The sequence below is a fragment of the Streptomyces sp. DSM 116795 genome (genome assembly GCF_055792905.1).
Genome location: NZ_CM147707.1, coordinates 3,035,730 through 3,060,490, shown reverse-complemented (window position 1 = coordinate 3,060,490; position 24,761 = coordinate 3,035,730). Strand labels below are relative to the sequence as shown.

The 24,761-nt window shown below is 70.8% G+C and carries 21 protein-coding genes; 16 read left to right on the top strand and 5 right to left on the bottom strand.

Annotated elements, in window-relative coordinates; all coding sequences use genetic code 11:
* The first annotated feature begins 159 nt into the window (after nucleotides 1-159).
* Together ACSMXX_RS13125 and ACSMXX_RS13120 are read left to right on the top strand one after the other, a co-directional pair.
* The gene (locus tag ACSMXX_RS13125; RefSeq protein ID WP_473184205.1) at nucleotides 160-1,428 is read left to right on the top strand and encodes a sensor histidine kinase; all 1,269 of its coding nucleotides are present in this window, start codon (nucleotides 160-162) and stop codon (nucleotides 1,426-1,428) included.
* Nucleotides 1,429-1,470: 42 nt separating this feature from the next.
* Nucleotides 1,471-2,160 carry a response regulator gene (locus ACSMXX_RS13120; RefSeq protein ID WP_473184204.1) on the top strand — a complete coding sequence of 230 codons (690 nt, stop codon included), beginning with the start codon at nucleotides 1,471-1,473 and terminating at the stop codon, nucleotides 2,158-2,160.
* Between the two features lie 21 nt (nucleotides 2,161-2,181).
* Here the strand turns inward: ACSMXX_RS13120 and ACSMXX_RS13115 are convergent, their stop codons facing one another.
* Entirely contained in the window at nucleotides 2,182-3,366 is a 1,185-nt protein-coding gene (locus ACSMXX_RS13115) for a threonine aldolase family protein (protein ID WP_473184203.1), read from the bottom strand.
* A 167-nt stretch (nucleotides 3,367-3,533) separates the two neighbouring features.
* Here ACSMXX_RS13115 and ACSMXX_RS13110 point away from each other — a divergent pair, with 167 nt between their 5' ends.
* From ACSMXX_RS13110 to ACSMXX_RS13070, 9 genes are all read left to right on the top strand, one after another.
* Nucleotides 3,534-4,490 (top strand): Rossmann-like and DUF2520 domain-containing protein, encoded by a 957-nt coding sequence (locus ACSMXX_RS13110; RefSeq protein WP_473184202.1) that lies wholly within the window; start codon nucleotides 3,534-3,536, stop codon nucleotides 4,488-4,490.
* Nucleotides 4,487-5,560: a pantoate--beta-alanine ligase gene (gene panC, locus ACSMXX_RS13105; RefSeq protein WP_473184201.1), complete on the top strand. Its 1,074-nt coding sequence runs from the start codon at nucleotides 4,487-4,489 to the stop codon at nucleotides 5,558-5,560. Before ACSMXX_RS13110 ends, panC begins: the two co-directional genes overlap by 4 nt.
* Nucleotides 5,557-7,614, top strand: coding sequence for an L-aspartate oxidase (locus ACSMXX_RS13100; RefSeq protein WP_473184200.1), 2,058 nt, complete (start codon nucleotides 5,557-5,559; stop codon nucleotides 7,612-7,614). The genes panC and ACSMXX_RS13100 overlap by 4 nt, the downstream gene beginning before the upstream one ends.
* Nucleotides 7,611-8,834, top strand: coding sequence for a carboxylating nicotinate-nucleotide diphosphorylase (gene nadC, locus ACSMXX_RS13095; protein ID WP_473184199.1), 1,224 nt, complete (start codon nucleotides 7,611-7,613; stop codon nucleotides 8,832-8,834). The genes ACSMXX_RS13100 and nadC overlap by 4 nt, the downstream gene beginning before the upstream one ends.
* Nucleotides 8,834-9,631 (top strand): type III pantothenate kinase, encoded by a 798-nt coding sequence (locus ACSMXX_RS13090; protein ID WP_473184198.1) that lies wholly within the window; start codon nucleotides 8,834-8,836, stop codon nucleotides 9,629-9,631. The genes nadC and ACSMXX_RS13090 overlap by 1 nt, the downstream gene beginning before the upstream one ends.
* Nucleotides 9,632-9,800: 169 nt before the next feature.
* On the top strand, nucleotides 9,801-9,971 hold the full coding sequence (locus ACSMXX_RS13085; RefSeq protein ID WP_473184197.1) for a hypothetical protein: 171 nt from the start codon (nucleotides 9,801-9,803) through the stop codon (nucleotides 9,969-9,971).
* A 51-nt stretch (nucleotides 9,972-10,022) separates the two neighbouring features.
* On the top strand, nucleotides 10,023-10,430 hold the full coding sequence (locus ACSMXX_RS13080; RefSeq protein ID WP_473184196.1) for a BlaI/MecI/CopY family transcriptional regulator: 408 nt from the start codon (nucleotides 10,023-10,025) through the stop codon (nucleotides 10,428-10,430).
* 266 nt (nucleotides 10,431-10,696) lie between these two features.
* Nucleotides 10,697-11,224, top strand: a complete 528-nt coding sequence (locus ACSMXX_RS13075) for an amino-acid N-acetyltransferase (RefSeq protein WP_473184195.1) — start codon at nucleotides 10,697-10,699, stop codon at nucleotides 11,222-11,224.
* A 189-nt stretch (nucleotides 11,225-11,413) separates the two neighbouring features.
* Entirely contained in the window at nucleotides 11,414-11,746 is a 333-nt protein-coding gene (locus tag ACSMXX_RS13070) for a histone-like nucleoid-structuring protein Lsr2 (protein ID WP_070009461.1), read from the top strand.
* Here the strand turns inward: ACSMXX_RS13070 and ACSMXX_RS13065 are convergent.
* Nucleotides 11,725-12,153 (bottom strand): hypothetical protein, encoded by a 429-nt coding sequence (locus ACSMXX_RS13065; RefSeq protein WP_473184194.1) that lies wholly within the window; start codon nucleotides 12,151-12,153, stop codon nucleotides 11,725-11,727. The two genes, ACSMXX_RS13070 and ACSMXX_RS13065, sit on opposite strands and share 22 nt — an antisense overlap.
* A gap of 582 nt (nucleotides 12,154-12,735) precedes the next feature.
* On the opposite strand from ACSMXX_RS13065, the gene ACSMXX_RS13060 reads away from it, so the two are divergent.
* A complete protein-coding gene (locus ACSMXX_RS13060; RefSeq protein WP_473184193.1) occupies nucleotides 12,736-15,261 on the top strand; it encodes an ATP-dependent Clp protease ATP-binding subunit in 2,526 nt (841 codons plus the stop codon).
* Nucleotides 15,262-15,331: 70 nt separating this feature from the next.
* Here the strand turns inward: ACSMXX_RS13060 and ACSMXX_RS13055 are convergent, their stop codons facing one another.
* Nucleotides 15,332-18,112 carry an NACHT domain-containing protein gene (locus ACSMXX_RS13055; protein WP_473184192.1) on the bottom strand — a complete coding sequence of 927 codons (2,781 nt, stop codon included), beginning with the start codon at nucleotides 18,110-18,112 and terminating at the stop codon, nucleotides 15,332-15,334.
* A gap of 271 nt (nucleotides 18,113-18,383) precedes the next feature.
* Nucleotides 18,384-18,779: a winged helix-turn-helix transcriptional regulator gene (locus tag ACSMXX_RS13050; RefSeq protein ID WP_473184191.1), complete on the bottom strand. Its 396-nt coding sequence runs from the start codon at nucleotides 18,777-18,779 to the stop codon at nucleotides 18,384-18,386.
* Nucleotides 18,780-18,867: 88 nt separating this feature from the next.
* On the opposite strand from ACSMXX_RS13050, the gene ACSMXX_RS13045 reads away from it, so the two are divergent.
* Nucleotides 18,868-19,524, top strand: coding sequence for a carboxymuconolactone decarboxylase family protein (locus ACSMXX_RS13045; protein WP_473184190.1), 657 nt, complete (start codon nucleotides 18,868-18,870; stop codon nucleotides 19,522-19,524).
* Nucleotides 19,525-19,549: 25 nt separating this feature from the next.
* Here ACSMXX_RS13045 and ACSMXX_RS13040 read toward each other — a convergent pair whose 3' ends face one another.
* Complete coding sequence (locus tag ACSMXX_RS13040) at nucleotides 19,550-22,258, bottom strand: NACHT domain-containing protein (protein ID WP_473184189.1); 2,709 nt, start codon at nucleotides 22,256-22,258, stop codon at nucleotides 19,550-19,552.
* 471 nt (nucleotides 22,259-22,729) lie between these two features.
* On the opposite strand from ACSMXX_RS13040, the gene ACSMXX_RS13035 reads away from it, so the two are divergent.
* The 3 genes from ACSMXX_RS13035 (at nucleotide 22,730) to ACSMXX_RS13025 (ending at nucleotide 24,751) form a co-directional block, all read left to right on the top strand.
* Complete coding sequence (locus ACSMXX_RS13035; protein WP_473184188.1) at nucleotides 22,730-23,467, top strand: M23 family metallopeptidase; 738 nt, start codon at nucleotides 22,730-22,732, stop codon at nucleotides 23,465-23,467.
* Nucleotides 23,468-23,639: 172 nt separating this feature from the next.
* A complete protein-coding gene (locus ACSMXX_RS13030; RefSeq protein ID WP_473184187.1) occupies nucleotides 23,640-24,188 on the top strand; it encodes a helix-turn-helix transcriptional regulator in 549 nt (182 codons plus the stop codon).
* An 80-nt stretch (nucleotides 24,189-24,268) separates the two neighbouring features.
* Nucleotides 24,269-24,751, top strand: a complete 483-nt coding sequence (locus ACSMXX_RS13025; protein WP_473184186.1) for a VOC family protein — start codon at nucleotides 24,269-24,271, stop codon at nucleotides 24,749-24,751.
* Nucleotides 24,752-24,761 lie beyond the last annotated feature (10 nt).

Below are 24,761 nucleotides of genomic sequence, written 5' to 3'. Positions count from 1 at the left end.
CAGCCACGGCCCCTCGGTTCCGGCGTCCTCTGTGTTCACGCGGCCACGGTAGGCGAGCCGTGCGGACGGTCTTCCTCCACCTTGCGGAGTATGCGGGCGCTCAGGGATCGGCCCGCGGGCTGACCCCGGCACGTACCGGGCCTGAATACGCTGGGTTATGTGAACCGCATTTACGATTTCATCCGCCGGCACCCCACCTGGGTGGACAGCTGGTGGGCGGTCCTGCTGCTGATGATGTCGGCGGTATGGCTCATCTCGAGCATGGACGGCGACGCGGAAGGCCTGCCACAGGGCCCCAAGGAGCAGACAGCCGCGGTTCCCATCGTCCTGGCCATGTGCACGGTGGTCGCACTGCGCCGCCGCGTGCCGGAGAAGATGCTGGTCCTGGCGACCGGCACCGGCGTGGCCCAGGTCATCACCCATGTCGACGTCGGGCCGAGCAACTTCGCCATGCTGGTGATCGTCTTCACCGTGGCCTCCCGGAACATCCGCTGGGCATCGCGCTTCGCGCTGTGCGGTGCGCTCGTCGCCCCGACGATCGCCGAGCTGCGCTGGCCGAGCGAGAGCCAGTCGCTCACCGGCGCGATCCTCAGCGACGTCTTCATGACGGTCACGTTCCTCCTGGCCTGGGTACTGGGGGACTCGCTGCGCACCCGGCGCGCCTACTACGCACAGCTCGAGGAGCGCGCCACCCGGCTGGAGAAGGAGCGCGAGGCACAGACGAAGATCGCTGCGGCTGCCGAACGGGCCCGGATAGCACGCGAGTTGCACGACGTCGTCGCACACAACGTGTCGGTCATGGTCGTTCAGGCCGACGGCGCGGCCTACGTGCTCGACTCCGCGCCCGACCAGGCCAGGCAGGCCCTGACGACCATCTCCGGGACCGGCCGCCAGGCGCTCGCGGAGATGCGCCGCCTGCTGGGCGTGCTGCGTACGGGCGAGGGCGGCGGCGCCGCGGGCAGCGCTCCGGGCGGCAACGGGCGCGAGGGCAGGGACGCCGTCGGCGAGTATCTGCCGCAGCCCGGTGTCGAGCAGCTCTCGGAGTTGGTGGAGCAGGTCAGGGGTGCGGGGCTCATGGTCAGCTTCTCGATAGAGGGAACTCCGCGCCCGCTGCCCAGCAGCGTCGAACTGACGGCGTACCGCGTGGTGCAGGAGGCGCTGACGAACACACGCAAGCACGGCGGCCCGGAGGTCGGCGCGACCGTCCGGCTCCGCTACGACGCCGACGAACTGTCGCTGCTCGCCGAGGACGACGGCCGTGGCGCGGAGCGCGAAGTGTACGAGGACGGCGGCACCGACGGCCTCGGCCACGGACTCATCGGCATGCGCGAACGCGTCGGCATGGTCGGCGGCCGTCTGGAGACCGGGCCACGTCCGGGCGGCGGCTTCCGGATCAGCGCGGTCCTGCCGTTGAAGGCCGCGCACTGAACGAATCCGCCACGACCACACCGCCCCTGAAAGGGACTCCCGATGACGATCCGCGTGATGCTCGTCGACGATCAGGTGCTGCTGCGCACCGGCTTCCGCATGGTGCTTACGGCGCAGCAGGACATGGAGGTCGTCGCCGAGGCGGGTGACGGCGCCGAGGCGCTGGCCGCGCTGCGTTCGACGGCCGTCGACGTCGTGCTGATGGACGTGCGGATGCCGAACGTCGACGGGGTCGAGGCCACCCGTCGCATCTGCACCGGCGGCGAGGGCGGCGCCGGTTCGCCGAAGGTGCTGATCCTCACGACCTTCGACCTCGACGAGTACGCCTTCTCCGCGCTCAAGGCCGGTGCGAGCGGGTTCATGCTCAAGGACGTCCCGCCCGCGGATCTGCTCGCCGCCATCCGTGCCGTGCACAGCGGGGACGCAGTCGTCGCGCCGAGCACCACGCGCCGCCTCATCGACCGGTTCTCGACCGTGCTGCCGGCCACCACGCCCGAACCCCTCTCGCGCGGGCTGGAGCGGCTGACCGACCGTGAGCGTGAGGTGCTGACGCTCGTCGCGCAAGGGCTCTCGAACGGTGAGATCGCCGCCGGACTGGTCCTCTCCGAGGCCACGGTGAAGACCCACGTGGGCCGCATCCTCGCCAAGCTCGAACTGCGCGACCGTGTGCAGGCCGTCGTCCTCGCATACGAGACGCGGCTGGTCAGAGCGGGAGGCGCCGGCTCGCAGTAACGGGCGGCCCGCCCGCCGCGTTCACACCGTTCCGGGCCCGGCGTCCGCTCCCGGCCTGGCGTCCAGGAAGCCGAGGAAGGCGCCGACGGCCTCCCGTACGTCCCCGGCGGACCACGACAGCCCCGGCCCGGCAACCGTCACCTCGTGCATCGACAGACCGGGCGGCGCGCCCGCGGGCTCGGACCAGCGTCTGAAGAGCAGCGTGCCCGTATCCTCCGCCTGCCGTGCGCCCGCCTCGGTCAACTCCCGTACGCCGTACGGCAGCCAGAGCTGGAACTGGTGAGTGTGCGGCACGCGCGGCCACACCAGCCACCACGGCACGTCTGACGCGGCCAGCGCCTCGTGCAGCGCCTCCGCGACGAGGGCGGCGTGCGCCACGTACTCGGGCAGGCGCGGCAGTTCACGGTCCAGCCCCACCAGCGCGGCCAGCGCGGCGGGCCACTGCTGGAAGAGGGCGCCGCCGTAGCGGTGACGCCACGCCGTCGCCTCCTCCACGACCGCCGACGGTCCGGCGAGCGCGGCTCCGGAGAGGCCGCCGAGTGACTTGTAGAAGCTGACGTAGACGGTGTCGGCGAGTGAGGCGATCTCGGGGAGCGAGCGGCCGAAATGCGCGGCGCACTCCCAGAGCCGGGCACCGTCGAAGTGCACCACCGCCTCCCGCTCCCGCGCCGCTTCGACCGCCGAGGTGAGCTCGTCCCACGTCGGCAGCAGGAACCCGGCCTCGCGCAGGGGCAGTTCGAGCGCGAGAGTGCCGAACGGCTCGGCCAGATCCCGCACTTCACGGGCGGTCGGAAGCCGTGGCGCGTCCGTCGGATGGACGATCCGCAGCCCGGTGAGCTGCCGAAGGGCGTCGCGCTCCCAGCGGACGGGGTGCGCCATCGGATGCATGGCGACGGTGCCGTTGCCCGTGCGGTCCGCCCAGCAGCGCAGTGCGGCCTGCTGCGCCATCGTCCCGGTGGGGAAGAAGGCGGCCGCCTCCGTGCCGAGGGCGGCGGCCGTACGGCGCTCCAGTTCTCCGACGATGCCGTCCGGGTTGCCGTACACGTCGGACCAGTCGGTGAGGTCGTACGCCTCGGCGCCCTCCGCGGCCAGCCGCGCCAACCGTGCGCCGATGGGCTCGCGGCCGGGGACCGGTGCGAGCGCGCGCCCGGCACCGTTCCACGCCCGCAGCAGCCGTGCCCGTTCCTCCTGCTCCGACTCGGTCATGAGCGGCATCCTCGCCGTCGGCGCCGCGTATCGCCAGAGTGCCTCGCGGGCCCTGAAGGGGGGCGTATGCCCCGTCTGCCCTGGCGCCCGACGCGAAGGAATAGCATGGCCGCAGGACGTCCGGTACCCGGCGAGGACCGGAACGGATTACGGAAGGCCGCAACGCCGTGAACGATCAGCATCCAGCCCGTCCCCCGGACGCCCCCGGCCCGGGCGAAGCCAGCCACGTCCGGGCGTCGGACCGGCCCGCACGCCTCTCCGTCGGCATCGTCGGCACGGGCCGGGTCGGCCCCGTGCTCGGTGCCGCGCTGCGCCAGGCCGGGCACCGTCCGGTCGCCGCGTCCGGCGTCTCGGAGGCTTCGCGCCGCCGCGCGGCGGAGCTGCTGCCCGGCGTGCCGCTCGTCGATCCGCCCCAGGTACTGGCCGGCGCCGATCTGGTGCTGCTCACCGTGCCGGACGACGTGCTGCCCGAGCTGATCACCGGACTCGCCGCGACCGGCGCCGTACGCCAGGGTCAGCTCATCGCCCACACCTCCGGCCGGTACGGGACTCGCGTGCTCGAACCGGCCCTGCGCGCGGGCGCGTTGCCGCTCGCGCTGCATCCGGTCATGACGTTCACGGGTACGCCCGTGGACGTACAGCGCCTGGCGGGCTGTGCGTTCGGCGTGACCGCTCCCGAGGAGCTGCGGCTCGCCGCTCAGGCACTCGTCATCGAGATGGGCGGGGAACCCGAGTGGATCGCCGAGGAAGCGCGTCCGCTCTACCACGCGGCGCTGGCGATCGGCGCGAACCACCTCGTCACCCTCGTCGGGCAGTCCATGGACCTGCTGCGCGAGTCCGGTGTGGAGGCACCGGAGAAGATGCTCGGCCCGCTGCTCGGGGCCGCGCTCGACAACAGCCTGCGCTCCGGCGACGCCGCCCTGACGGGCCCCGTGGCGCGCGGGGACGCGGGCACGGTCTCCGCGCACCTCGCCGAACTCGGCGAGCACGCACCCCGGATGGTCGCCAGTTATCTCGCGATGGCCCGCGCGACCGCGGACCGCGCCATCGACCACGGTCTCCTCAAGCCCGAACTCGCCGAGGAACTCCTCGACGTACTGTCCGAAGGGGGCCGGAGCCGATGAAGGGCACGGCAGAGAACGCACAGGCCGCCGCGGCGCCGGGCACGGCGGAGACCGCAGCGAAATCCGCGCCGGCAAGGGCGCAGGCGAACGGTGGCGGCGCCGGAACTCGCCGCCAGGGCATACGACTTGTCCGTACGTCCGCCGAACTGCGGGCCACAGCGGCCGGGTTCGGCGGCGACGCAGCCGGACGGCGTGCCGTCGTCATGACGATGGGCGCGCTGCACGCGGGGCACGCGTCGCTCATCCGCACCGCCCGTGAGCGCGTCGGACCCTCCGGGCAGGTCGTCGTGACGGTCTTCGTCAACCCGCTCCAGTTCGGCCCGTCCGAGGACCTCGACCGCTATCCGCGCACGCTGGAGGCCGACCTGGCCGTGGCCGAAGAGGCAGGCGCGGACGTGGTGTTCGCACCGTCCGTCGAGGAGGTCTACCCCGAGAGCGCGGGCACCGGCGCGGGCACCGGCACCGGGGCCGCCCCCGGCACCGCCGGGCCGCAGGTCCGCATCGCAGCCGGGCCGATGGGCGAGCGCTTCGAAGGGGCGTACAGGCCGGGGCACTTCGACGGAGTGCTCACCGTCGTCGCGAAGCTGCTGCACCTCACGGGGCCGGACGTCTCGCTGTACGGGCAGAAGGACGCCCAGCAACTCGCCCTGATCCGGCGGATGGTGACGGATCTCAACTTCCCCGTGGAGATCGTCGGCGTGCCGACCGTCCGCGAGTCCGACGGCATGGCCCTCTCCAGCCGCAACCGCTACCTCTCGCCCGATGAGCGGGAGAGCGCCCTCGCCCTGTCCCGGGCGTTGTTCGCCGCGAGGGACGCCCTGCCGGACGGGGTGGACGCCGCACTGGCCGCGGCGCGTACGGTCCTGGACGCCGCCGTCCGGCACGAACCGCCCCTGAACGTGGACTACCTGGCCCTGATCGACCCCGCCGACTTCACCGAACTCACCGAGCGCGCAGGGGAGTCGGGGGCGGACGTGCAGCCCGGCGAGGCGGTGCTGGCCGTCGCCGCCCGCGTCGGCGGCACCCGGCTCATCGACAACATTCCGCTCCCGCTCGGATCGCTCCGATGACGGGGCGCACGGAGGACACGCGGCCCGCCGGGTACACGCCTCCCCCGGCGGGCCCGCCTCCCACGGCGAGCCCGCATGACGCGCAGGACCCGCAGGACCCGCAGAACCGGCAGGACACGGGGCCCGCAGAGCGTGCGTACGCCCGCGGCAGCGCCCCGCTCCGCGCCCCCGCCCCCGGCTGGCGCATCGACGCGGACGTCGTGGTCGTCGGTTCCGGCGTCGCCGGGCTGACCGCCGCGCTCCGCTGCGACGCCGCCGGTCTCCGTACGGTCGTCGTCACCAAGGCGCGGCTCGACGACGGTTCCACCCGCTGGGCCCAGGGCGGCATCGCCGCCGCACTCGGCGAGGGCGACAGCCCCGGGCAGCACCTCGACGACACCCTCGTCGCCGGCGCCGGCCTCTGCGACGAGGAGGCCGTTCGTACGCTCGTGACCGACGGCCCGGCCGCCGTACGGCGTCTCGTGGCGACCGGAGCCCGGTTCGACGCCGACCCCGGCACCGGTGAGATGGAGCTGACCCGCGAGGGCGGCCACCACAGGCGCCGCATCGCGCACGCGGGCGGCGACGCCACCGGAGCGGAGATCTCCCGCGCGCTCCTCGCCGCCGTACGGGGCGGGCACGCCGGGAGCGACGGCCGGGGGCACTCCGGCGAGGACGGGCACAGCGCCGGCGGCGGCCTCCGTACCGTCGAGAACGCCCTCGTCCTCGACCTGCTCAAGACGGCGGACGGCGCGGCGGCGGGCGTAACGCTGCACGTCATGGGCGAGGGCCAGCACGACGGCGTCGGGGCCGTGCACGCACCCGCGGTCGTACTCGCGACCGGCGGCATGGGCCAGATCTTCTCCGCGACCACCAATCCGCCGGTCTCCACGGGCGACGGCGTCGCGCTCGCGCTGCGCGCCGGTGCCGAGGTCAGCGACCTGGAGTTCGTGCAGTTCCATCCGACGGCGCTCTATCTCGGTGTCGGCGCGGAGGGCCAGCAGCCGCTGATCTCGGAGGCCGTGCGCGGCGAGGGAGCCCACCTCGTGGACGCCGACGGCGTCCGCTTCATGGCAGGCGTGCACGAGCTGGCCGAGCTGGCCCCGCGCGACATCGTCGCCAAGGCGATCATGCGGCGAGCCGCCGAAACGGGCGCGGAACCGGGCACCGAGCACATGTACCTCGACGCCCGGCACTTCGGCGCCGCCATGTGGGAGTCCCGCTTCCCCACCATTCTCGCGGCCTGCCGCAGCCACGGCATCGATCCCGTCACCGAGGTCGTCCCGGTTGCACCGGCGGCCCACTACGCGAGCGGCGGCGTACGCACCGATCTGCACGGCCGTACGACGGTGCCGGGCCTCTACGCGTGCGGCGAGGTCGCCTGCACCGGGGTGCACGGCGCGAACCGGCTCGCGTCCAACAGCCTGCTGGAGGGCCTGGTCTTCGCGGAACGGATCGCGGAGGCGATAGCCGGGGCCGTCGAGCGGGGAGCCGGCGGCGGCGACCCGGGTGACCCGGGTGACCCGGGTCCGAGCCGTGCCGCGGCGGCCCCGCCCGCGCATCCCGGCCCGGCCCCCGAACCCGCTCCCGAACCCGCCGCCGGGCCGGCACTCGAAACCGCCCCCGGACCCGCCGCCACACCCCTGCTCCCCGCGGAGGCACGCGCCGCCATCCAGCGCGTCATGACGGGCGGCGCCGGAGTCCTGCGCTCCGCGGCGAGCCTCGTCGAGGCCGCCGCCCGCCTCGACGCGCTCCCCGCGGACACGGCGCACAAGCCGGCCGACCCCGGCGTGGAGACCTGGGAGACGGCCAACCTCCATCTCGTCGCCCGCGTTCTCGTCGCCGCCGCACTGCGCCGCGAGGAGACCCGCGGCTGTCACTGGCGCCAGGACCACCCCGGCCGGGACGATGCCTCCTGGCGTCGCCACCTCGTCGTCGGCCTGCACATGGCGGGCCGTAGTCTCGACGTCCGTACGACCACGACGACCGCGTTCCCGCCGACCGTGTTCCCGCCGCCCGCGGACGCCCTCCCGCCTCAGGCCCCGCCACCACAAACCCCTACGGAGACGCCGTGACCAGCCCCTTTCCGGACTCCCCGGAGGAGCGTCGCCCCCTGCCCGTCGACGTGCCCCTGCTCCAGATCGGCGGGCCCGCCTCGGCCCTGACGGCGCAGGCGGGCGGCGGCTGCGGCGACTCGTGCGGCTGCGGCAGCGGCGGAGCGGACGGAGCGGGCGGACCCGGCGCCGGCTGGGACCTGGACCCGCTGGACTGCGGCCTCGACCCCGAGCTCGCGCAGCTACTGGCGGACGCCGGACTGGACCCGGTACAGGTCGAGGACATCGCACACCTCGCGATCGAGGAGGACCTCGACCACGGCGTCGACGTCACGACCGTCGCGACCATTCCCGAACACGCCGTCTCCTCCGGGGACTTCACCGCGCGGGAGGAGGGGACCGTCGCCGGGCTGCACATCGCCGAGGCCGTCCTCTCCGTGGTCTGCACCGACGAGTTCGAGGTGGAGCGCCACGTACAGGACGGAGACCGCGTCGAAGCCGGGCAGCGGCTGCTGACCGTACGCACGCGCACCCGGGACCTGCTCACCGCCGAACGCAGCGCCCTGAACCTGCTGTGCCGCCTCTCCGGCGTCGCCACCGTGACCCGCAGCTGGGCGGACGAGCTCTCCCGCGCCGCCACCGCCGCCGACGCCGGCACCCACGCGGAGACCCGCGTACGCGACACCCGCAAGACGACGCCCGGCCTGCGCGCCCTGGAGAAGTACGCGGTCCGCTGCGGCGGCGGCACCAACCACCGCTTCTCCCTCTCCGACGCCGCACTCATCAAGGACAACCACGTCGTCGCGGCGGGCGGGGTCGCCGAGGCGTTCAGACTCGTACGGGCCGAGTTCCCCGACGTACCCGTCGAGGTCGAGGTCGACCGTCTCGACCAGATCGAGCCGGTGCTCGCCGAAGGCGCCGATCTGATCCTGCTCGACAACTTCACCCCGGACGAGACGGCTGCCGCCGTGGCCCTCGTCGCGGGCCGCGCCCAGCTGGAGTCCTCCGGGCGCCTCAGCCTGGAGAACGCCGCGGACTACGCCGCGACCGGCGTCGACTTCCTCGCCGTCGGCGCCCTCACCCACTCCTCCCCGATCCTCGACATCGGCCTGGACCTCCGCGACACCCACGGCACCGAGGGCACCCACGGCACGGAGGCCGCCGCGGAGGCGACGGCCGGCACAGCGGGCACAGCCGGCGCGGCCGGCTCCGGCGAGAACCGCGAAGAGGTGGATGACTGATGCTGCTGACCATCGACGTCGGGAACACCCACACCGTCCTCGGCCTCTTCGACGGCGACGACATCATCGAGCACTGGCGCATCTCCACCGACGCCCGCCGCACGGCCGACGAACTCGCCGTGCTCCTGCAGGGCCTGATGGGCATGCACCCCTTGCTCGGCGAGGAGCTCGGCGACCGCGTCGAGGGCATCGCCATCTGCTCGACCGTCCCGTCCGTACTCCACGAGCTGCGCGAGGTGACCCGGCGCTACTACGGCGACATCCCCGCCGTTCTCGTCGAGCCGGGCGTGAAGACGGGCGTGCCGATCCTCATGGACAACCCCAAGGAGGTCGGCGCCGACCGCATCATCAACGCACTCGCCGCGGTCGAGCTGTACGGCGGCCCGTGCGTCGTCGTCGACTTCGGCACCGCCACCACCTTCGACGCCGTCTCCGCGCGCGGCGAGTACGTGGGCGGCGTCATCGCCCCCGGCATCGAGATCTCCGTGGACGCCCTCGGCGTACGCGGCGCACAGCTGCGCAAGATCGAGCTGGCCCGCCCGCGCAGCGTCATCGGCAAGAACACCGTGGAGGCCATGCAGTCGGGCATCCTCTACGGCTTCGCCGGGCAGGTCGACGGAGTCGTCGACCGCATCGCCCGCGAGCTCACCGACGACCCGGACGACGTGACGGTCATCGCCACCGGCGGCCTGGCGCCCATGGTTCTCGGCGAGGCCTCGGCCATCGACGAGCACGAGCCGTGGCTGACACTCATCGGTCTCCGTCTCGTCTACGAACGTAACGTCAGCCGTACGTAACGTCAGCCGTATGTAGCGGCATCCGTTATGTGACGTCAGCCGTAGGCAGACCGCCCCGGACGGCGCTGCCCACCCGCTCGGGGACCAGGGGCCGCCCCGTGGCCGCTCGCGGGCGCCGCGAGGCCCTGCCGTAGGCTGGAGGCCTGCTGGCGAAGGAGGCACGAAAGGCATGGACTACATCGCGGCACTGACCCCGCCGGTCGTGATGGCGGTCGCATTCACCGCTCTCATCATGACGATCGTGAAGAGCCAGGGTGGCGCGAACAAGGCCAAGGAAGACGCCGCCGTGGACGCCGCCTTCGCCCGCGCGGAGAGCGTGCGCCAGAAGAAAGACAGCTGATCCGGGCTCTCCCCTGCGGTATTCGGGACATCTCCGACTATTATTCACGGCGTGCCTCGGCCATTGGGAGAGTTGGAAGACACCGTCATGACGCGTGTATGGCGGTGGAACCGTCCGGTGACGGTGCGGGAAGTCCTGGAGGATCTGCGGGACGACCGGTCCATCGCGTACACGACGGTCATGACCGTAATGGACAACCTCCATCAGAAGGGCTGGCTGCGGAGACGCCAAGAAGGCCGTGCCTATCGATATGAGCCGGTCTCGACGCGTGCCGCGTACTCCGCCGCACTGATGAACGAAGCCTGGGCGTCGAGTGACAACGCGGCAGCGGCTCTCGTGGAGTTCTTCGGCCGGATGACTCCGGAACAGCTCGATGCCGTCCGCGATGCGTTGCGCGTCGTACAGCTGAACGATGTGCATGTCGATGCTCCGGAGAGAGCGCCGCGCGAGAGTCACTAGCCGCCGAACTCCCCGAAGGAAACCGAAGGCGCGAACCGGCGGATCCCCGCTGAACTCGCGGAACCCCCGAAGCCGCAGAACCGGCAGCCGGAACGGAACGCGCACCGGAACCCGAAGCGGAACGCTCCCCGGAAGGCCGCCCTGAACGCCCGGACGGAAGACCCGCAGAAGGCCGGCGGAAGGCCCGAGGAAGCCCCGGCCGAACGCCGCCGGAACGTCACGGACCCGGAGAGCAGTGCCTTCGGCGAGGGCGATAGCGTCCGTTCATGGCGTCAGCATCCCCTTCCGTATCAGAAGTCACCGTTCGCCGTGCACGGACGGCAGATGTGCGCGCTGTGCAACGCCTCATCGATGCCTACTCGCGCGACCGCATCCTGCTCGACAAAGCCACGGTCACCCTTTACGAGGACATTCAGGAGTTCTGGGTCGCGGAACGCGATCATGACGCCGAGGTGGTCGCGTGCGGTGCTCTCCATGTGATGTGGGAGGACCTTGCCGAGGTCAGGACGCTGGCAGTGGATCCCGCGCTCAAGGGCACCGGCGTGGGCCATCTCCTGTTGGAGAAGCTGCTGAACACGGCACGCTGGCTGGGTGTGCGGCGCATTTTCTGTCTCACCTTCGAAGTCGACTTCTTCACCAGGCACGGCTTCACCGAGATCGGTGAGACGCCGGTCGACGGCGATGTCTACAGCGAACTGCTGCGTTCCTTTGACGAGGGCGTGGCAGAGTTCCTCGGTCTCGAACGAGTGAAGCCGAACACCTTGGGCAACAGCCGCATGCTTCTGCATCTCTGAGTGACGGCACGGTGACCGCGCCGAGCCACTCGCCGAGGGATGACGGAGTCGCTTTGTCCGAAAGATCCCGCCAATCCCGCCGGTGGACCGGACAAACTCAACCGAGGGTTTGTGTTTCTCCCCGAAAAGCGGTTTGCTTTCTTCGTCAGTATCAGTAATCGAGTTATCGATGACGAATGGGAGTATGCGGTGGCGCAGAAGGTTCAGGTTCTTCTGGTCGACGACCTCGAGGGCGGCGAGGCCGACGAGACGGTGACGTTCGCTCTGGACGGGAAGTCCTACGAGATCGACCTCTCCACCTCTAATGCGGACAAGCTCCGTACGGTGCTCGAGCCCTATGTGAAGGGTGGCCGCCGCACCGGTGGCCGTTCGGCGCGCGGAAAGGGCCGCGCCTCCGGCGGCGGCAGCAGTCAGGACACCGCGAAGATCCGCGCGTGGGCCAAGGATCAGGGTTACGAGGTCAACGACCGCGGCCGCGTTCCGGCCAATATCCGAGAGGCTTACGAGAAGGCCAACGGCTGATCCCGGGACTTACGTGCGGTGCTTCGCAGCCGCGCCCGGTGGCATTCCGTCGCCGCCGCGCTGACCAGCCGTACGAGATCGACGCGATCCGCCTCACGCCCCGGCTCGGGAGGCCGCAGCCACACAGCGGCCTCCCGAGGGTCGTAAGGAGCGCGGCCCGCCAGGCCCAGTTCGATGCCGCCCCATTCGAGCCACTCCAGCAGTCCCGGCAATTCCTCTGCGCTGCCTTCCGGGACGAGCAGCTGGACGCATCCGCTCTCGCGGTCGTAGGCGACCGGTCCGGTACGTACGCCGGGGCGCCGCAGCAGCGCCAGCCCGGCCTCCGCGGCCAGCACCAGCGCGTCGTACCCCCGCGCGCACTCAGGCGCGTCCGAGTGCGCCTGATGCCGGGGAGTCGCGAAGTTCACGCCGTTCACGCCTGGAGCAACTGACGAACCCCCTACTGGTTACGCGGTGTTGATGCCCGGCTACACTTGCGCGCTCCCGCTGTGTGCCCGGGTGTGCGCACTGCGTGACGGCGACGGAAGCGCCAGGTGCAAGGCTGTTCGCCCACAGCGGATGCGTTGAGCCGACTCCGACAATCCCGGCATGGAGTGTCAGTACGAGCGGGTAAGAAGGTTCTGAGGTCGGTGCCGGCCTGCTTCAGGCGGGTCAGCAGCACAAAGACCTGGTGACACGGGGGTGTGAAGGGCGATGCCGGCGAACCGGGAGCGTTTCGGCCAAGGGCCGTTCGCCGTGGGCGTAGGGAATCAGCGTGGATACGCCTGGCCTGCGGGAACATCGTCTCGCACCATCGGGTTGGAACTGTTGTCGGCTGTTCGGGGAAGGAGGCCCGACTGTGCTTCCCTCGGGAGCGTGGCCGGCCGTCGGCGCAGCCGGGCCGGAGTCGGCAGATGGAATGAGCGGTCCCCGCTTGCGGGACTAAGCTGCGGAAGGACAGAGAGGGGAGCGTCCCCTTCCTGCCTGACCGCTCTGAGGAGCGATTAACGATGTTCGAGAGGTTCACCGACCGCGCGCGGCGGGTTGTCGTCCTGGCTCAGGAAGAAGCCCGGATGCTCAACCACAACTACATCGGCACCGAGCACATCCTCCTGGGCCTGATCCACGAGGGTGAGGGTGTCGCCGCTAAGGCACTGGAGAGCCTCGGGATTTCGCTCGAGGCGGTCCGTCAGCAGGTGGAGGAGATCATCGGCCAGGGCCAGCAGGCGCCCTCGGGCCACATCCCCTTCACGCCCCGTGCGAAGAAGGTCCTGGAGCTCTCGCTCCGCGAGGCCCTTCAGCTCGGCCACAATTACATCGGTACGGAGCACATCCTGCTCGGCCTGATCCGCGAGGGCGAGGGCGTCGCCGCCCAGGTCCTCGTGAAGCTGGGCGCCGATCTGAACCGGGTGCGGCAGCAGGTCATCCAGCTGCTCTCCGGCTACTCCGGCGGCAAGGAGGCGGCCACCGCAGGCGGCCCCGCCGAGGGCACGCCCTCGACCTCCCTTGTCCTGGACCAGTTCGGCCGCAACCTCACGCAGGCCGCCCGCGAATCCAAGCTCGACCCGGTCATCGGGCGCGAGAAGGAGATCGAGCGGGTCATGCAGGTGCTCTCGCGCCGTACGAAGAACAACCCGGTGCTCATCGGCGAGCCCGGCGTCGGCAAGACCGCGGTCGTCGAGGGCCTGGCCCAGGCGATCGTCAAGGGCGAGGTGCCCGAGACCCTCAAGGACAAGCACCTCTACACCCTGGACCTGGGCGCCCTGGTCGCCGGCTCCCGCTACCGCGGTGACTTCGAGGAGCGCCTGAAGAAGGTGCTCAAGGAGATCCGCACCCGCGGCGACATCATCCTGTTCATCGACGAGCTGCACACGCTGGTCGGTGCGGGCGCCGCCGAGGGCGCGATCGACGCGGCGAGCATCCTCAAGCCGATGCTGGCCCGCGGCGAGCTGCAGACCATCGGTGCCACGACGCTCGACGAGTACCGCAAGCACCTGGAGAAGGACGCGGCCCTGGAGCGCCGCTTCCAGCCCATCCAGGTCGCCGAGCCGTCCCTGCCGCACACGATCGAGATCCTCAAGGGCCTGCGCGACCGGTACGAGGCGCACCACCGCGTCTCCATCACGGACGCCGCCCTGGTCGGCGCGGCCACGCTCGCCGACCGCTACATCTCGGACCGCTTCCTGCCGGACAAGGCCATCGACCTGATCGACGAGGCCGGCTCCCGGATGCGTATCCGCCGCATGACCGCGCCGCCGGACCTGCGCGAGTTCGACGAGAAGATCGCGAACGTCCGCCGGGACAAGGAGTCCGCGATCGACTCGCAGGACTTCGAGAAGGCGGCCTCCCTCCGTGACACGGAGAAGCAGCTGCTGGCGCAGAAGGCCAAGCGGGAGAAGGAATGGAAGGCCGGCGACATGGACGTCGTCGCCGAGGTGGACGAGGAGCTGATCGCGGAGGTCCTGGCCACGGCCACGGGCATCCCGGTCTTCAAGCTCACCGAGGAGGAGTCCTCGCGTCTGCTGCGCATGGAGGACGAGCTGCACAAGCGCGTCATCGGGCAGGAGGACGCCATCAAGGCGCTCTCCCAGGCGATCCGGCGTACGCGGGCCGGTCTGAAGGACCCGAAGCGTCCCGGCGGTTCGTTCATCTTCGCGGGCCCGTCCGGTGTCGGTAAGACGGAGCTGTCCAAGACGCTCGCCGAGTTCCTCTTCGGCGACGAGGAGGCGCTGATCTCCCTCGACATGTCGGAGTTCAGCGAGAAGCACACCGTTTCCCGGCTGTTCGGCTCGCCTCCCGGATACGTGGGGTATGAAGAGGGCGGTCAGCTGACCGAGAAAGTCCGCCGCAAGCCGTTCTCCGTGGTCCTCTTCGACGAGGTCGAGAAGGCGCACGCGGACATCTTCAACTCCCTGCTGCAGATCCTGGAGGACGGCCGTCTGACCGACTCCCAGGGCCGGGTCGTCGACTTCAAGAACACGGTCATCATCATGACGACCAACCTCGGCACCCGGGACATCTCCAAGGGGTTCAACCTGGGCTTCGCCGGCCAGGGTGACACCAAGGCCGGCTACGAGCGGATGAAGTCCAAGGTCAACGACGAGCTGAAGCAGCATTTCCGCCCGGAGTTCCTCAACCGTGTCGACGACACGGTGGTCTTCCACCAGCTCACCCGCGAGGACATCATCCGCATCGTCGACCTGATGCTGGCGATGGTGGACGAGCGGCTCAAGGACCGCGACATGGGCCTGGAGCTGAGCACGGACGCCAAGGAGCTGCTCGCCAAGCGGGGTTACGACCCGGTGATGGGCGCCCGGCCGCTGCGCCGGACGATCCAGCGCGAGATCGAGGACCAGCTCTCCGAGAAGATCCTCTTCGGCGAACTGCGTCCCGGTCACATCGTGGTCGTGGACACCGAGGGCGAGGACGAGGAGAAGAAGTTCACCTTCCGCGGTGAGGAGAAGGCCGCACTGCCGGACGCACCTCCGGTGGAGTCCGCCGCGGGCGGCGGCCCCAACCTCTCCAAGGAGGCGTGAGCCCGCAGCCCCAGGGCTGAGCGACAGCGAGAAGTCCCCCGTCACCTTGTGGCGGGGGGCTTCTCGCTGTTCACGCGGGGTGCTCCAGGACGCGTACGCCTTCGGGTACGCCTGTGACGGGAGGCAGACGCGGATCCACGCGGAGCGTCGTCAGCGACGGGAACGAGCTCAGCCATCCCATCTTCATGCCGGCGCCCAGGTCGTAGGCGATCCACAGATGCGTGAGCCGGTCGGACACCAGCCCGTCCACGAGCTCGCCCGGTGTGAACCGGCCGATGATCTTCACCCGTTCCCTGCCGCCCAGCTTTCCGAGCACGTTCAGCTCGGCCCGGTCCGCGACCGGGAAGAAGAGCCCTTCGGGATCGAGATGCGCTATGACCTCGGCTGCGTACCGCTCGGTCTCGAAGTTGCGCCAGCCGCGGGCGAGTTCGGTCCGCACCTTCAGCGACTTGCGGTCCCGCATCCGGGCCAGGTAGTCCACTGCCGCATCGTCCTCGATCCGCGTCACGGTGAGGGCCAGCCGGTACGCCTTCTCGTCCGGGACCTTCGCGGGGTCGGGGATCATCTCCAGCACGATCGGGCCCACCCAGCCCAGCCCGCGGGCTCCGCGGTCGTCCGTCGGAGAGACCATGTTCTGCGTCTCGCGACGCACGCGGGCGTGGGTCTCCGGGTCCAGTTCCGTGACGTACTCCAGGCAGGCCGCCGCCAGCAGCCGGCGCCGTTTGCGCTTCATACCCAGCGCGCCGGGCGCGAGCAGACCCTGGAGCAGGGTCGCGCACTCGCCCGGGCGGGAGTGTGCGACCGCCATGCGGAACACTTCCTCCCACTCCGGCTCGTGTGCGTGCTCCAGCAGCAGATCGAGATCGCCACGCTCCACGGCCTCCTTCGCCGCGAGATGGTCCTGGACCGTGCGGTGCACGAACTCCACCGATCTGTCGGCCTGTTCACGCAGCAGCCCCGTGCGTTCCAGCAGATGGTCGAAGATCTCGCCGGGATCGCCCTGCCTGGCGACCTTGGGGATGGCCGGGAGGTGGTGTTCGATCTCGCCGAGCGCGGTCGCATGATCGAGCACGGTGCGCTTGTCGGTCAGCATGCGGTAGGCGAGTTTCCGCAGCAGGGTCTCGCGCGGTGCCCGCGGCAGGTCGATCGTGTCCGCGTGCACCTGCCGTTCGGGATCACGCCGCTCCAGCAGCATCTTCATCGCGGCGTCGTACAGCTCCCGGCGGCCCTTGGGTAAGGACCCGGACCTGTCCCGGTTGAGGGCGCAGATCAGGCCGCACATCAGTGGGTTGGTCGCGAGTACGCGCAGCTCACGGAAGAGCGGGATGGACCGCAGCAGCATGTCCTTGTATTCGTTCAGCCGCGCATGGTCCTTGCCCTCGTCCGTGCGGGCCGCGGTGTGCCATGCCGTGACGAAGGCTGAGACCTGGTCGCGGTTCATGGGGGCGAGGGTGACTTCCGTGAAGCCGTCCTCGGCCAGCCAGTCCGCGTCCACGGCCGGCGGACGGGAGGTGACGAGGCAGAGGTTGCCCGAGTACCTCCGAAGCAGCGGGCGCAACTCGACGTGAACCGCCTCGCGTTGGGGCTCGGGCGCCTCGTCGATGCCGTCGACGAGAAGCAGGCCCCGCTCCGCGGCGAGTACGCGCGTGACCCAGCCCTCGGGTGCCTCCGCAGCGAGCGGATGCTGCACGGCCGTCAGGAACTCCTCCGGGGACGGGAAACCCTCGTCGGCGAAGTGGCGTACGGGCAGCACGAAGGGAATGCGGCCGTGCAGCGTAAGCAGTTCCTCGGGCAGCGCGGCCCGTGCCGTGGAGACGGCCAGCCACTGTATGAGGGTCGTCTTGCCGGAGCCCGCCACCCCACGCAGCAGCACACGCTTGTGCCGCGCCAGTGCCCGGTCCGCGGTCATCACGGGGGTGACGCTGCCGGAACCGGCGGGCCCGGCTTCGGAAGCGGTTTCGGCTCCGGTCTCGGAACCGGTCCCGGTCCCGTCACCGTGTCCCTCCGCTTCTCGGTCTCCTTCTCCTTCTCCGTCTCCTTCTGCCGGCTCTTCCACGTGGCCGGCTGCGCCTCCGCCGTCGGCCTCGGCGTCCTCGCCGCCCGCGGTGCCCTCGTCCGCGTCGCCGTCGGAGCTGAACTCCGCGGAGAGGTTGAGGTAGGTCGCGTCCAGGGACCAGTGGTCGGGAGCGTCGGGGTTGGGCAGGTCGATGCCGTAGATGGTGACGCGGTTGTACTGCTCGGCGACGGACCTCAGGTACCGCTCCTCGAACTCGGCGTCCTCAGGGGCGGGTTGGGAGACACGGGCGGCCAGCGCCTCGGTGTCGTCGAGCTCCACGAGATCGCGGATGTGGTGACACCGGTCGGGAAGCCGTCCGGCGAGCCCGGGGGAGCGCTGGATCAGCAGACGGAGGAAGTGGAGACATACGGCCGCGAGCAACTCGTCGTAGAACCAGGCGGCTTCGGAGGACAGTTCACGTTCGGCACCCGGTACGGCGGAGTGCAGCCGCACCGCGAAGGCGGGCGGGCCCAGTTGCACGGCCTCGGTGTCGGTGGTGTCCAGGTCGCCGATGACCCAGAGCGAACGAGCGAGTACGGCGGCCACGCCGCCCTCCTCGCCCTCCGGCAGCCGCTGCCCGGCCGTTCCCAGCCCCAGGCGGACCAACTCGCCCGCAGCAGCGAACACTTCCTCCCAGCCGAGCGCCGGCTCCTCTCCGCGGAAGGAGACCAGACGGGCCAAGAGCCGCCCGGAACCGGAGACCGGAACGGCGGCGGCGACGGAAGCCGGAACGAGGAGAGGACCGATGAGCGGTTCGACGGCATAGGACGCGAGACGTACGGCGGGTTGTTCCATGAGCTGGGGGACTCCCGGCTTGGCAGCTTCGTCGGTGGTCGGGTGCTGGGGCGTATCGGCGTCGTAGGCGGCGGAATGTGCGTCAGATCACGTTGCTGCTCAGCCTATTGGGGAGGGCCGCCGCTCGGCCACGGGGGAACCGGCCCATGGGCGCGGGCGTGGCAGCACCGTTACGTGGACGGACCCGCCGGGGCACTGGTGGCCGAACTCCCGTACGTCCGTGCCCGGTTGAATCCCGTGCATCCCGTGGCCGTTGAATCCCGCCAGCTGTTCAGTCTTCTTCCTTCCGCCCTTCGCGGCGGCCTGCGGCCTGGTCTGCCGACCGGGATTCCGCCCAGCGCTCCGACCACGCCTGGAGGGGTGCGAGTGCCCTGATGAGGTCACGGGCCAGCGGTGTGAGCCCGTGCGCCCTGGATTCGTCCTGTTCCAGAAGCCCGGCGGCCCGCATCTCGCGGAGGCGGCTGTTGAGCACAGTGGGAGACACGTCGCCGCACTGCTGCTGGAGGGCGCGGAAGCCCACGGAACCGTGCCGCAGCTCCCACAGGATCCGCAGTGTCCAACGCCTGCCCAGGAGGTCGAACGCGGCCATGATCGGGCGCCCGGTCTGCGAGCCGCGTACCCGCCTGCCCGGCAGAGGTTCGTCTTCGTCCCGCTCCGCGTCACTCATGACCCGCATCCTTCCCGCACTTCTTGCGCTACTGGAAGAGTAGCGGGCAGTCTGGCTGCTACGGAAAACGTAGCGAAGGAGCTCTGTGGTGAACGATCAGGAGAACACCCCCCGGAACGCCCCCGCCCCCGAGGACGACCCGGAGCGGGCACCCAGGACAACGGCTCCGTCCAGCAGTGGACCGAGGATGACGCCGGTCGGACCCCCGTACGACGAGGCAACGGAACGGCTGCTGGCCAAGCTGATGCCGGCTGGCACGGACCTCGAACCGCTCATCCTCTTCCGGGCGCTCGCCGTCCACCGGGACCTGGCCGAACGCGTCCGCCCGATGGCCTCCGGCCTGCTCAACAAGGGGCTGCTGCCTGCCCGCGACCGGGAAGTCGTGATCAGCCGGATCACCGCCCGCGCCGGTGCCGAGTACGAGTGGGGCGTGCACGCGGTGTTCTTCGGCCCGGCGGTCGGCCTCGACCAGGACACGCTCGACGCACTCGTCACCGAGCAGGCCGACGCCCCCGCCTTCGACGAGCGGACCGGACTGCTGGTCACCGCGGTCGACGAACTCTTCGACGACGCCACGGTCAGCGGCGGCACCTGGCACCGGCTGCGGGAGATCTACGACGACGCCCGCCTCGTGGAGTTGCTGCTTCTGGCCGGCTGGTATCGCACGCTGTCCACCGTGATCACCTCGGCGGCGCTGCCCCTGGAACCGTGGGCCGTACGCTTCCCCGCCGCCGCGTCCCGCTGAGCCCCCGTCCTGTCCGTACGGCGCGTCAGCCCGCGGCGCCGAGGTCGCTCTCCCGTACAACCGTCAGGTGGGACGGGAGAGTTGCCGCGTACCGGGGCGTGGTCTCCGGGACGACGAGCGTGTGCAGGCGGGGAAAGGCCGACAGCCACTCCTCCCCGTCCCGTCGCGCGTAGCCGTCCCGCAGCCACAGATGCGTCAGCCTGGCGGGATCGAGGTGCTCGACCAGCTGGTCCGGGTGGTATCTGCCGACGATCTGGACGCGTGCCCGGCCGCCCATGACACGCAGAGCGCGCAGGTGATCCGTGTGGTGCGCGGTGAAGTACAGGTCCGTCTCGTCGAGATGGGCGATGATCTCGCGCGCGTACTCGTCGGTGTCGAAGCGGTGCCACGCCCACACCAGTTGGCGCCGCAGACCGAGCGAGGAGTGGCCGCGGAAGCGGGCCAGCACCGGCAGCGCGGCATCGGTGCCCGTACGGGACGCGGCCACGACCGCGCACGTGGCTTCGGCGTCCGTGAGCCCCTCCGGCCCGGGCAGCAGCCCCAGCAGCATCGGGCCTCCGATGTCGGCCACGTGACGCGCCGCCACCATGCTGCGGGGCGGGAAGAGCGGCGACGTCCTCGCCGCGACCTCCTCGCGCACCTGCGGAGGCAGATCGGTCGCATGCTCGAGGCAGGCCGCGGCGAGCAGCAAGTTCCGTACGCCGCCGGGCCGTTCGTCCCCGCCCTCGCTCCCTGCCTCCGTCTCGTGCGGCACCTGGGCGACGAGCCCGCGCAGCAGCCTCGCGCGGTCCATGGGCCGCGCGTACGCGACCGCCATCCGGATCACGTCCTCCCACTGGTCCTTGTGCGCGTTGTCGAGCAGCAACGGGAAGTCGCCCTCCTCGACGGCGGCCTTGGCCCCCAGCGCGTCCTGGAAGGTGCGGTGGACGAAGTCGACCCGGCCCTCGGCCGGTTCGCGCAGCACACCCGAGCGGTCGAGCAGGTGTCTGTAGACCTCCCGCGGGGTGGCGTCGACGGCCGCCGTCCCTGCCGTCCCCGCCGTCCACGGAAGCGAACGGGCGAGCTGGGCTACGGCGTCCTCCTCTTCCATCTCCGAGCGGCCGTTGCGGATCATCCAGTGCGCCAGCCGCTGCAGCAGCTGGATCTGCGCGTCCCTCGTCAGGCGCAGCCCGGCGAGCACAGGGACGGAACGCGCACGGTCGCGTCCCTCCAGCAGCATGGAGAGCGCCGCGTCGTAGAGATCCCTGCGGCCGTACGGGAGCGACCCGCGCCGCTCGCGGTTCAGTGCACACAGCAGGCCGCACATGAGCGGGTTGACGGCGAGACGTCCCAGGTCGGGGTTGGTGCGGACCGCTGTGACGAGGCCCGCCGCCAGCTCGGGTTCGGCCTCGGCGGCGCGGTGCCAGCGGTTGATGAACGCGGCCACGTCGTAGCGCGACATCGGCGAGAGCGACAGCTCCGTGAAGCCCTCTTCGGCCAGCCAGTTCTCCGGCACGGCCGACGGACGTGACGTCACCAGCCAGAGATTTCCCGGGAAGTCGCCCGACAGCTCCCGCAGCCAGCGCCGGGTCTCCGCCCGGCGGGCGGCCGGGACCTCGTCGATCCCGTCGATCAGGAGCAGCGCACGCCCCGCCGCCAGCACCCGCCCGGCCCAGCCGTCCGGCTGCGCCCCCGCGAGGTTGCTGCGTACGGCGTGCAGGAACCGGTCGGGGTCCGGCAGACCGTCGGCGGCGATCCGGCGCAGCGGCAGTACGAAGGGGACGCGGCCCAGCAGGTGCGTCATCTGCTCGTCGTAGGCCTGGCGGGCGGCGGTCACCGCCAGCCACTGCATCAGCGTGGTCTTGCCGGAACCGGCGCCGCCGCGCAGCAGCACCCGCGGGTGGCCGGCCAGGACGCGGTCGGCCGGCACCGGCGCCCCCGCAGGGACGTGCTCTCCCGCGCCTCCGGCGCCCTGTATGCCCTGGCCGTCCTGGCCGCCCTGTCCGGTCTGCCCGTCCCGCCCGTCCCGCCCGTCCCGCCGGTCCGGCGTGTCCTGCGTGGCTTCCAGCGGGAGGTACGCGGCATCGAGCCGCCACTCGCGAGCAAGGCCGGCATGGCCCAATTCGAGCCCGTAGATGGTCAGTTCGCCGTGCTTGCGGGCGATGTGCTCCGCGTACCGCTGCTCGAAGCGGGCGTCCTCGGCCGAGCGCGCCGGAACGCGTTCGAGCAGGAGGTCGGCGGCGCTGATAAGCCGGTCGAGCTGCTGCGTCTGCTCCGTGAGGGTGCGCGGGATGAACGTCGAACGGCGGCTGAAGAAGTCCAGGATGTGCAGACAGGCCGTGTTGAGCAGGGGGCCGAAGTACGCCTCGGCGCCGGCTGAGAGCGAGCGCGGGCGGGTCAGCCGCCGCGCCAGGCCCTCCGGCCCGAGGCGTACGGCCTGCACGTCGTCCATGTCCAGATCGCCGAGGCTGTGCAGCGCGGCCGTCAGCGCGTCGGCCAGCTCACGCCTGGTCTCGGCGCCTGGTCCCTCACGCGGCCCGGACGCCTGAGCGGCACGCTCGGTCAACTCCCCGGCCAGCTTGCGCAGGTCCTTCGCAGCGAGGGTGCGCTGCTCTCCCCTGAAGGAGACGAGAGAGGAGATACGGACCGGCCTGTCGGTCAGGCCCGCGCCAGGGGCCTCCTGCACGAACAGCTTCTTGACGATCGGCGCGACCGCAGCGGAGGCCATGCGCGTGGCGATCGTGACAGGCTCCATGGGCGGATCGTAGGCGAAGGAAAGCCTGCCCGGCGCGGGAGTTGGGGAGTCGCGGAGGGGCCGCGTACATGTACGCACCCGCCCCCCTCACGCACACACCGTGACGCGATGCGGGTCACATTCCGGCGCCCGGCAGCGGGCTTGCGGCTCCCTTCCGGGTGAGCTGCGGCACAGCCCGTCAGGCCGCTACGAGCGCGGTTAGGAGCAGCACGGGACGAAGGTCCCCGCCCGCTCCGTACCCCCTCCCCACTCCGGTACGGCGCCTGCACAGAGCGCCTCGCGGACGCACCTCCGCATGGGTGCTGTCCGAATAATCCTTAAGGGTGCCTTGCTGTCTGCTCTGTCCGTACGGGCCCTATTAGTAATAACGCTCTTTGGTATGCCGGATCAGGCGGGTTACCAATGATTTGTCCCCCGATGGATCCCACGCCTTCGGGGTCCCCCCAAGCCATTTCCGGAGGTAGTACCCGTATGTCGAAGACGCCCAAGAACGCGCACAAGCCTCGTGGCCGTACCAGGGTCGCCGTAATAGCGACCGGTATCGGCGCCTCGATGCTGCTGGGCGCGGGCTCGGCCGCCGCCGTCAGCATGGACGGGCAGAGCGACGTCTTCGCGTCAGGCACCGCGTCTCAGCTCGCCGAGTCGGCCCGCGCACAGGCCGACCAGCAGCACAAGGAGGCCCTGGCCAAGAAGAAGGCAGAGCAGCGCGCGAAGGACAGCAAGGACAGCAAGAGCGACCGGAGTTCGCGGGATGCCGACCGCAAGAACCCGGCGAAGAAGAAGCCCGGCTCCTGGACGAAGCCCGTCGACGGCAAGTACGAGCTGAGCGCCGGGTTCGGCAAGGGCGGCGACCGCTGGTCGAGCAAGCACTCCGGCCAGGACTTCGCCGTTCCGACCGGCACCCCCGTGAAGTCCGTGAGCAGCGGCACCGTCGTCAAGGCCGGCCCGAACGGCGCCGGCGACGGCTCCTCGTACGGCAACGCCGTCGTGATCAAGCACAAGAACGGCACGTACTCCCAGTACGCCCACCTCTCGAAGCTGAACGTGAAGTCCGGCCAGCAGGTGAAGACCGGCCAGAAGATCGGCCTCTCGGGTTCGACCGGCAACTCGTCCGGTCCGCACCTGCACTTCGAGATCCGCAGCACGCCTGACTACGGATCCGGCAAGGAGCCGGTCGAGATCATGCGTTCGCACGGCGTCACGGTGTGACGACCGGACCGGTGTGACGCACCGACCGGTGTGGACGCACGGAGCCGGGAAGCGGGGCCGTGGCGGTCGATATGGCCGCCACGGCCCCGTCCGTCTGTCCGGACGGCCCCGGACCACCGGACGGCCTCGGACGACCGGGTGTGGTGTCGGCGCCCTGTGGCAGCCTGAGCGCATGAACACCCCGGGTATGGCACGGCTGCGCGCGATGCGCCTGGCCAAGGACGCCATGGACCGCGACTGGGCGGACCCGGATCTCGATCTGGACGCCGTCGCGTCGTACGCCGGCTACTCCCGGTATCACTTCGTCCGGGCCTTCAAGGCCGCTTACGGGGAGTCGCCGGGCCAGTACCTCGCCCGTCGCCGCATCGACCGGGCCGAGGAACTGCTGCGCTCGGCGAACCTGTCGGTGACCGAGATCTGCATGGCGGTGGGCTTCACCAGCGTCGGCACCTTCTCGGCCCGCTTCAAGAAGCAGACCGGCACCAGCCCGTCCGAATACCGCAGGCGGCACGGACGGCGGGCAGCGGCGATGATCCCCGGCTGTTACGCGATGCTCTTCACCGGCGGATTCAAGGAGGGCCCCGCTCATGGGCCGCCGTCACCGGGGGTGCCGCTGCCGCAGAGCACGGGCGGGGTGGCCGAGCAGCCCGGCGGGCGGCCGGGAGAGCAGCCGGAGGGGCAAGAGCGCAACAACGGAGAAGCGCGCAGGGAGCCGCAGTGACACGGTGAAACGGAGCCGGGGCACAGCGCTCACCCCTTTCCCCGGCTCGTTCATGCCACTGCGAACATCCGGAGACCGCCGTGATCAAGAGTCTGGCCATCGCCACCGTCTGGTCCACCGACCAGGAGCGGGACAAGAAGTTCTTCGTCGAGACCCTCGGCTTCACCGAGCGCATGGACATGTCCATGGGCGACATGCGCTGGGTCACCGTCAGCCCGCCCGGCCAGCCGGACGTGCAGCTCACGCTGATGCGCCCGGACGGGCCGGGTCTGGACCCGGAGTCGCGTGAAGCGGTGCTGAAGCTGGTCAACAAGGGTGCGCTCGGCGCCGGCGTGTTCAGCACCGACGACTGTCACGCGACGTACGCAGAGCTGAAGGCGAAGGGCGTCGAGTTCGTCCAGGAGCCGCAGGAGCGCCCGTACGGCATCGAGGCTCTCTTCCGCGACCCGTCCGGCAACTGGTATTCGCTCACTCAGCAGCACGAGCTCGGAGGGCTGGACATGAGCAAGCCCTGGAGCGGATGCGTCAACGACGAGGCGGACGACGACGCTCGTCGCGCCTGACGTCGTCGGT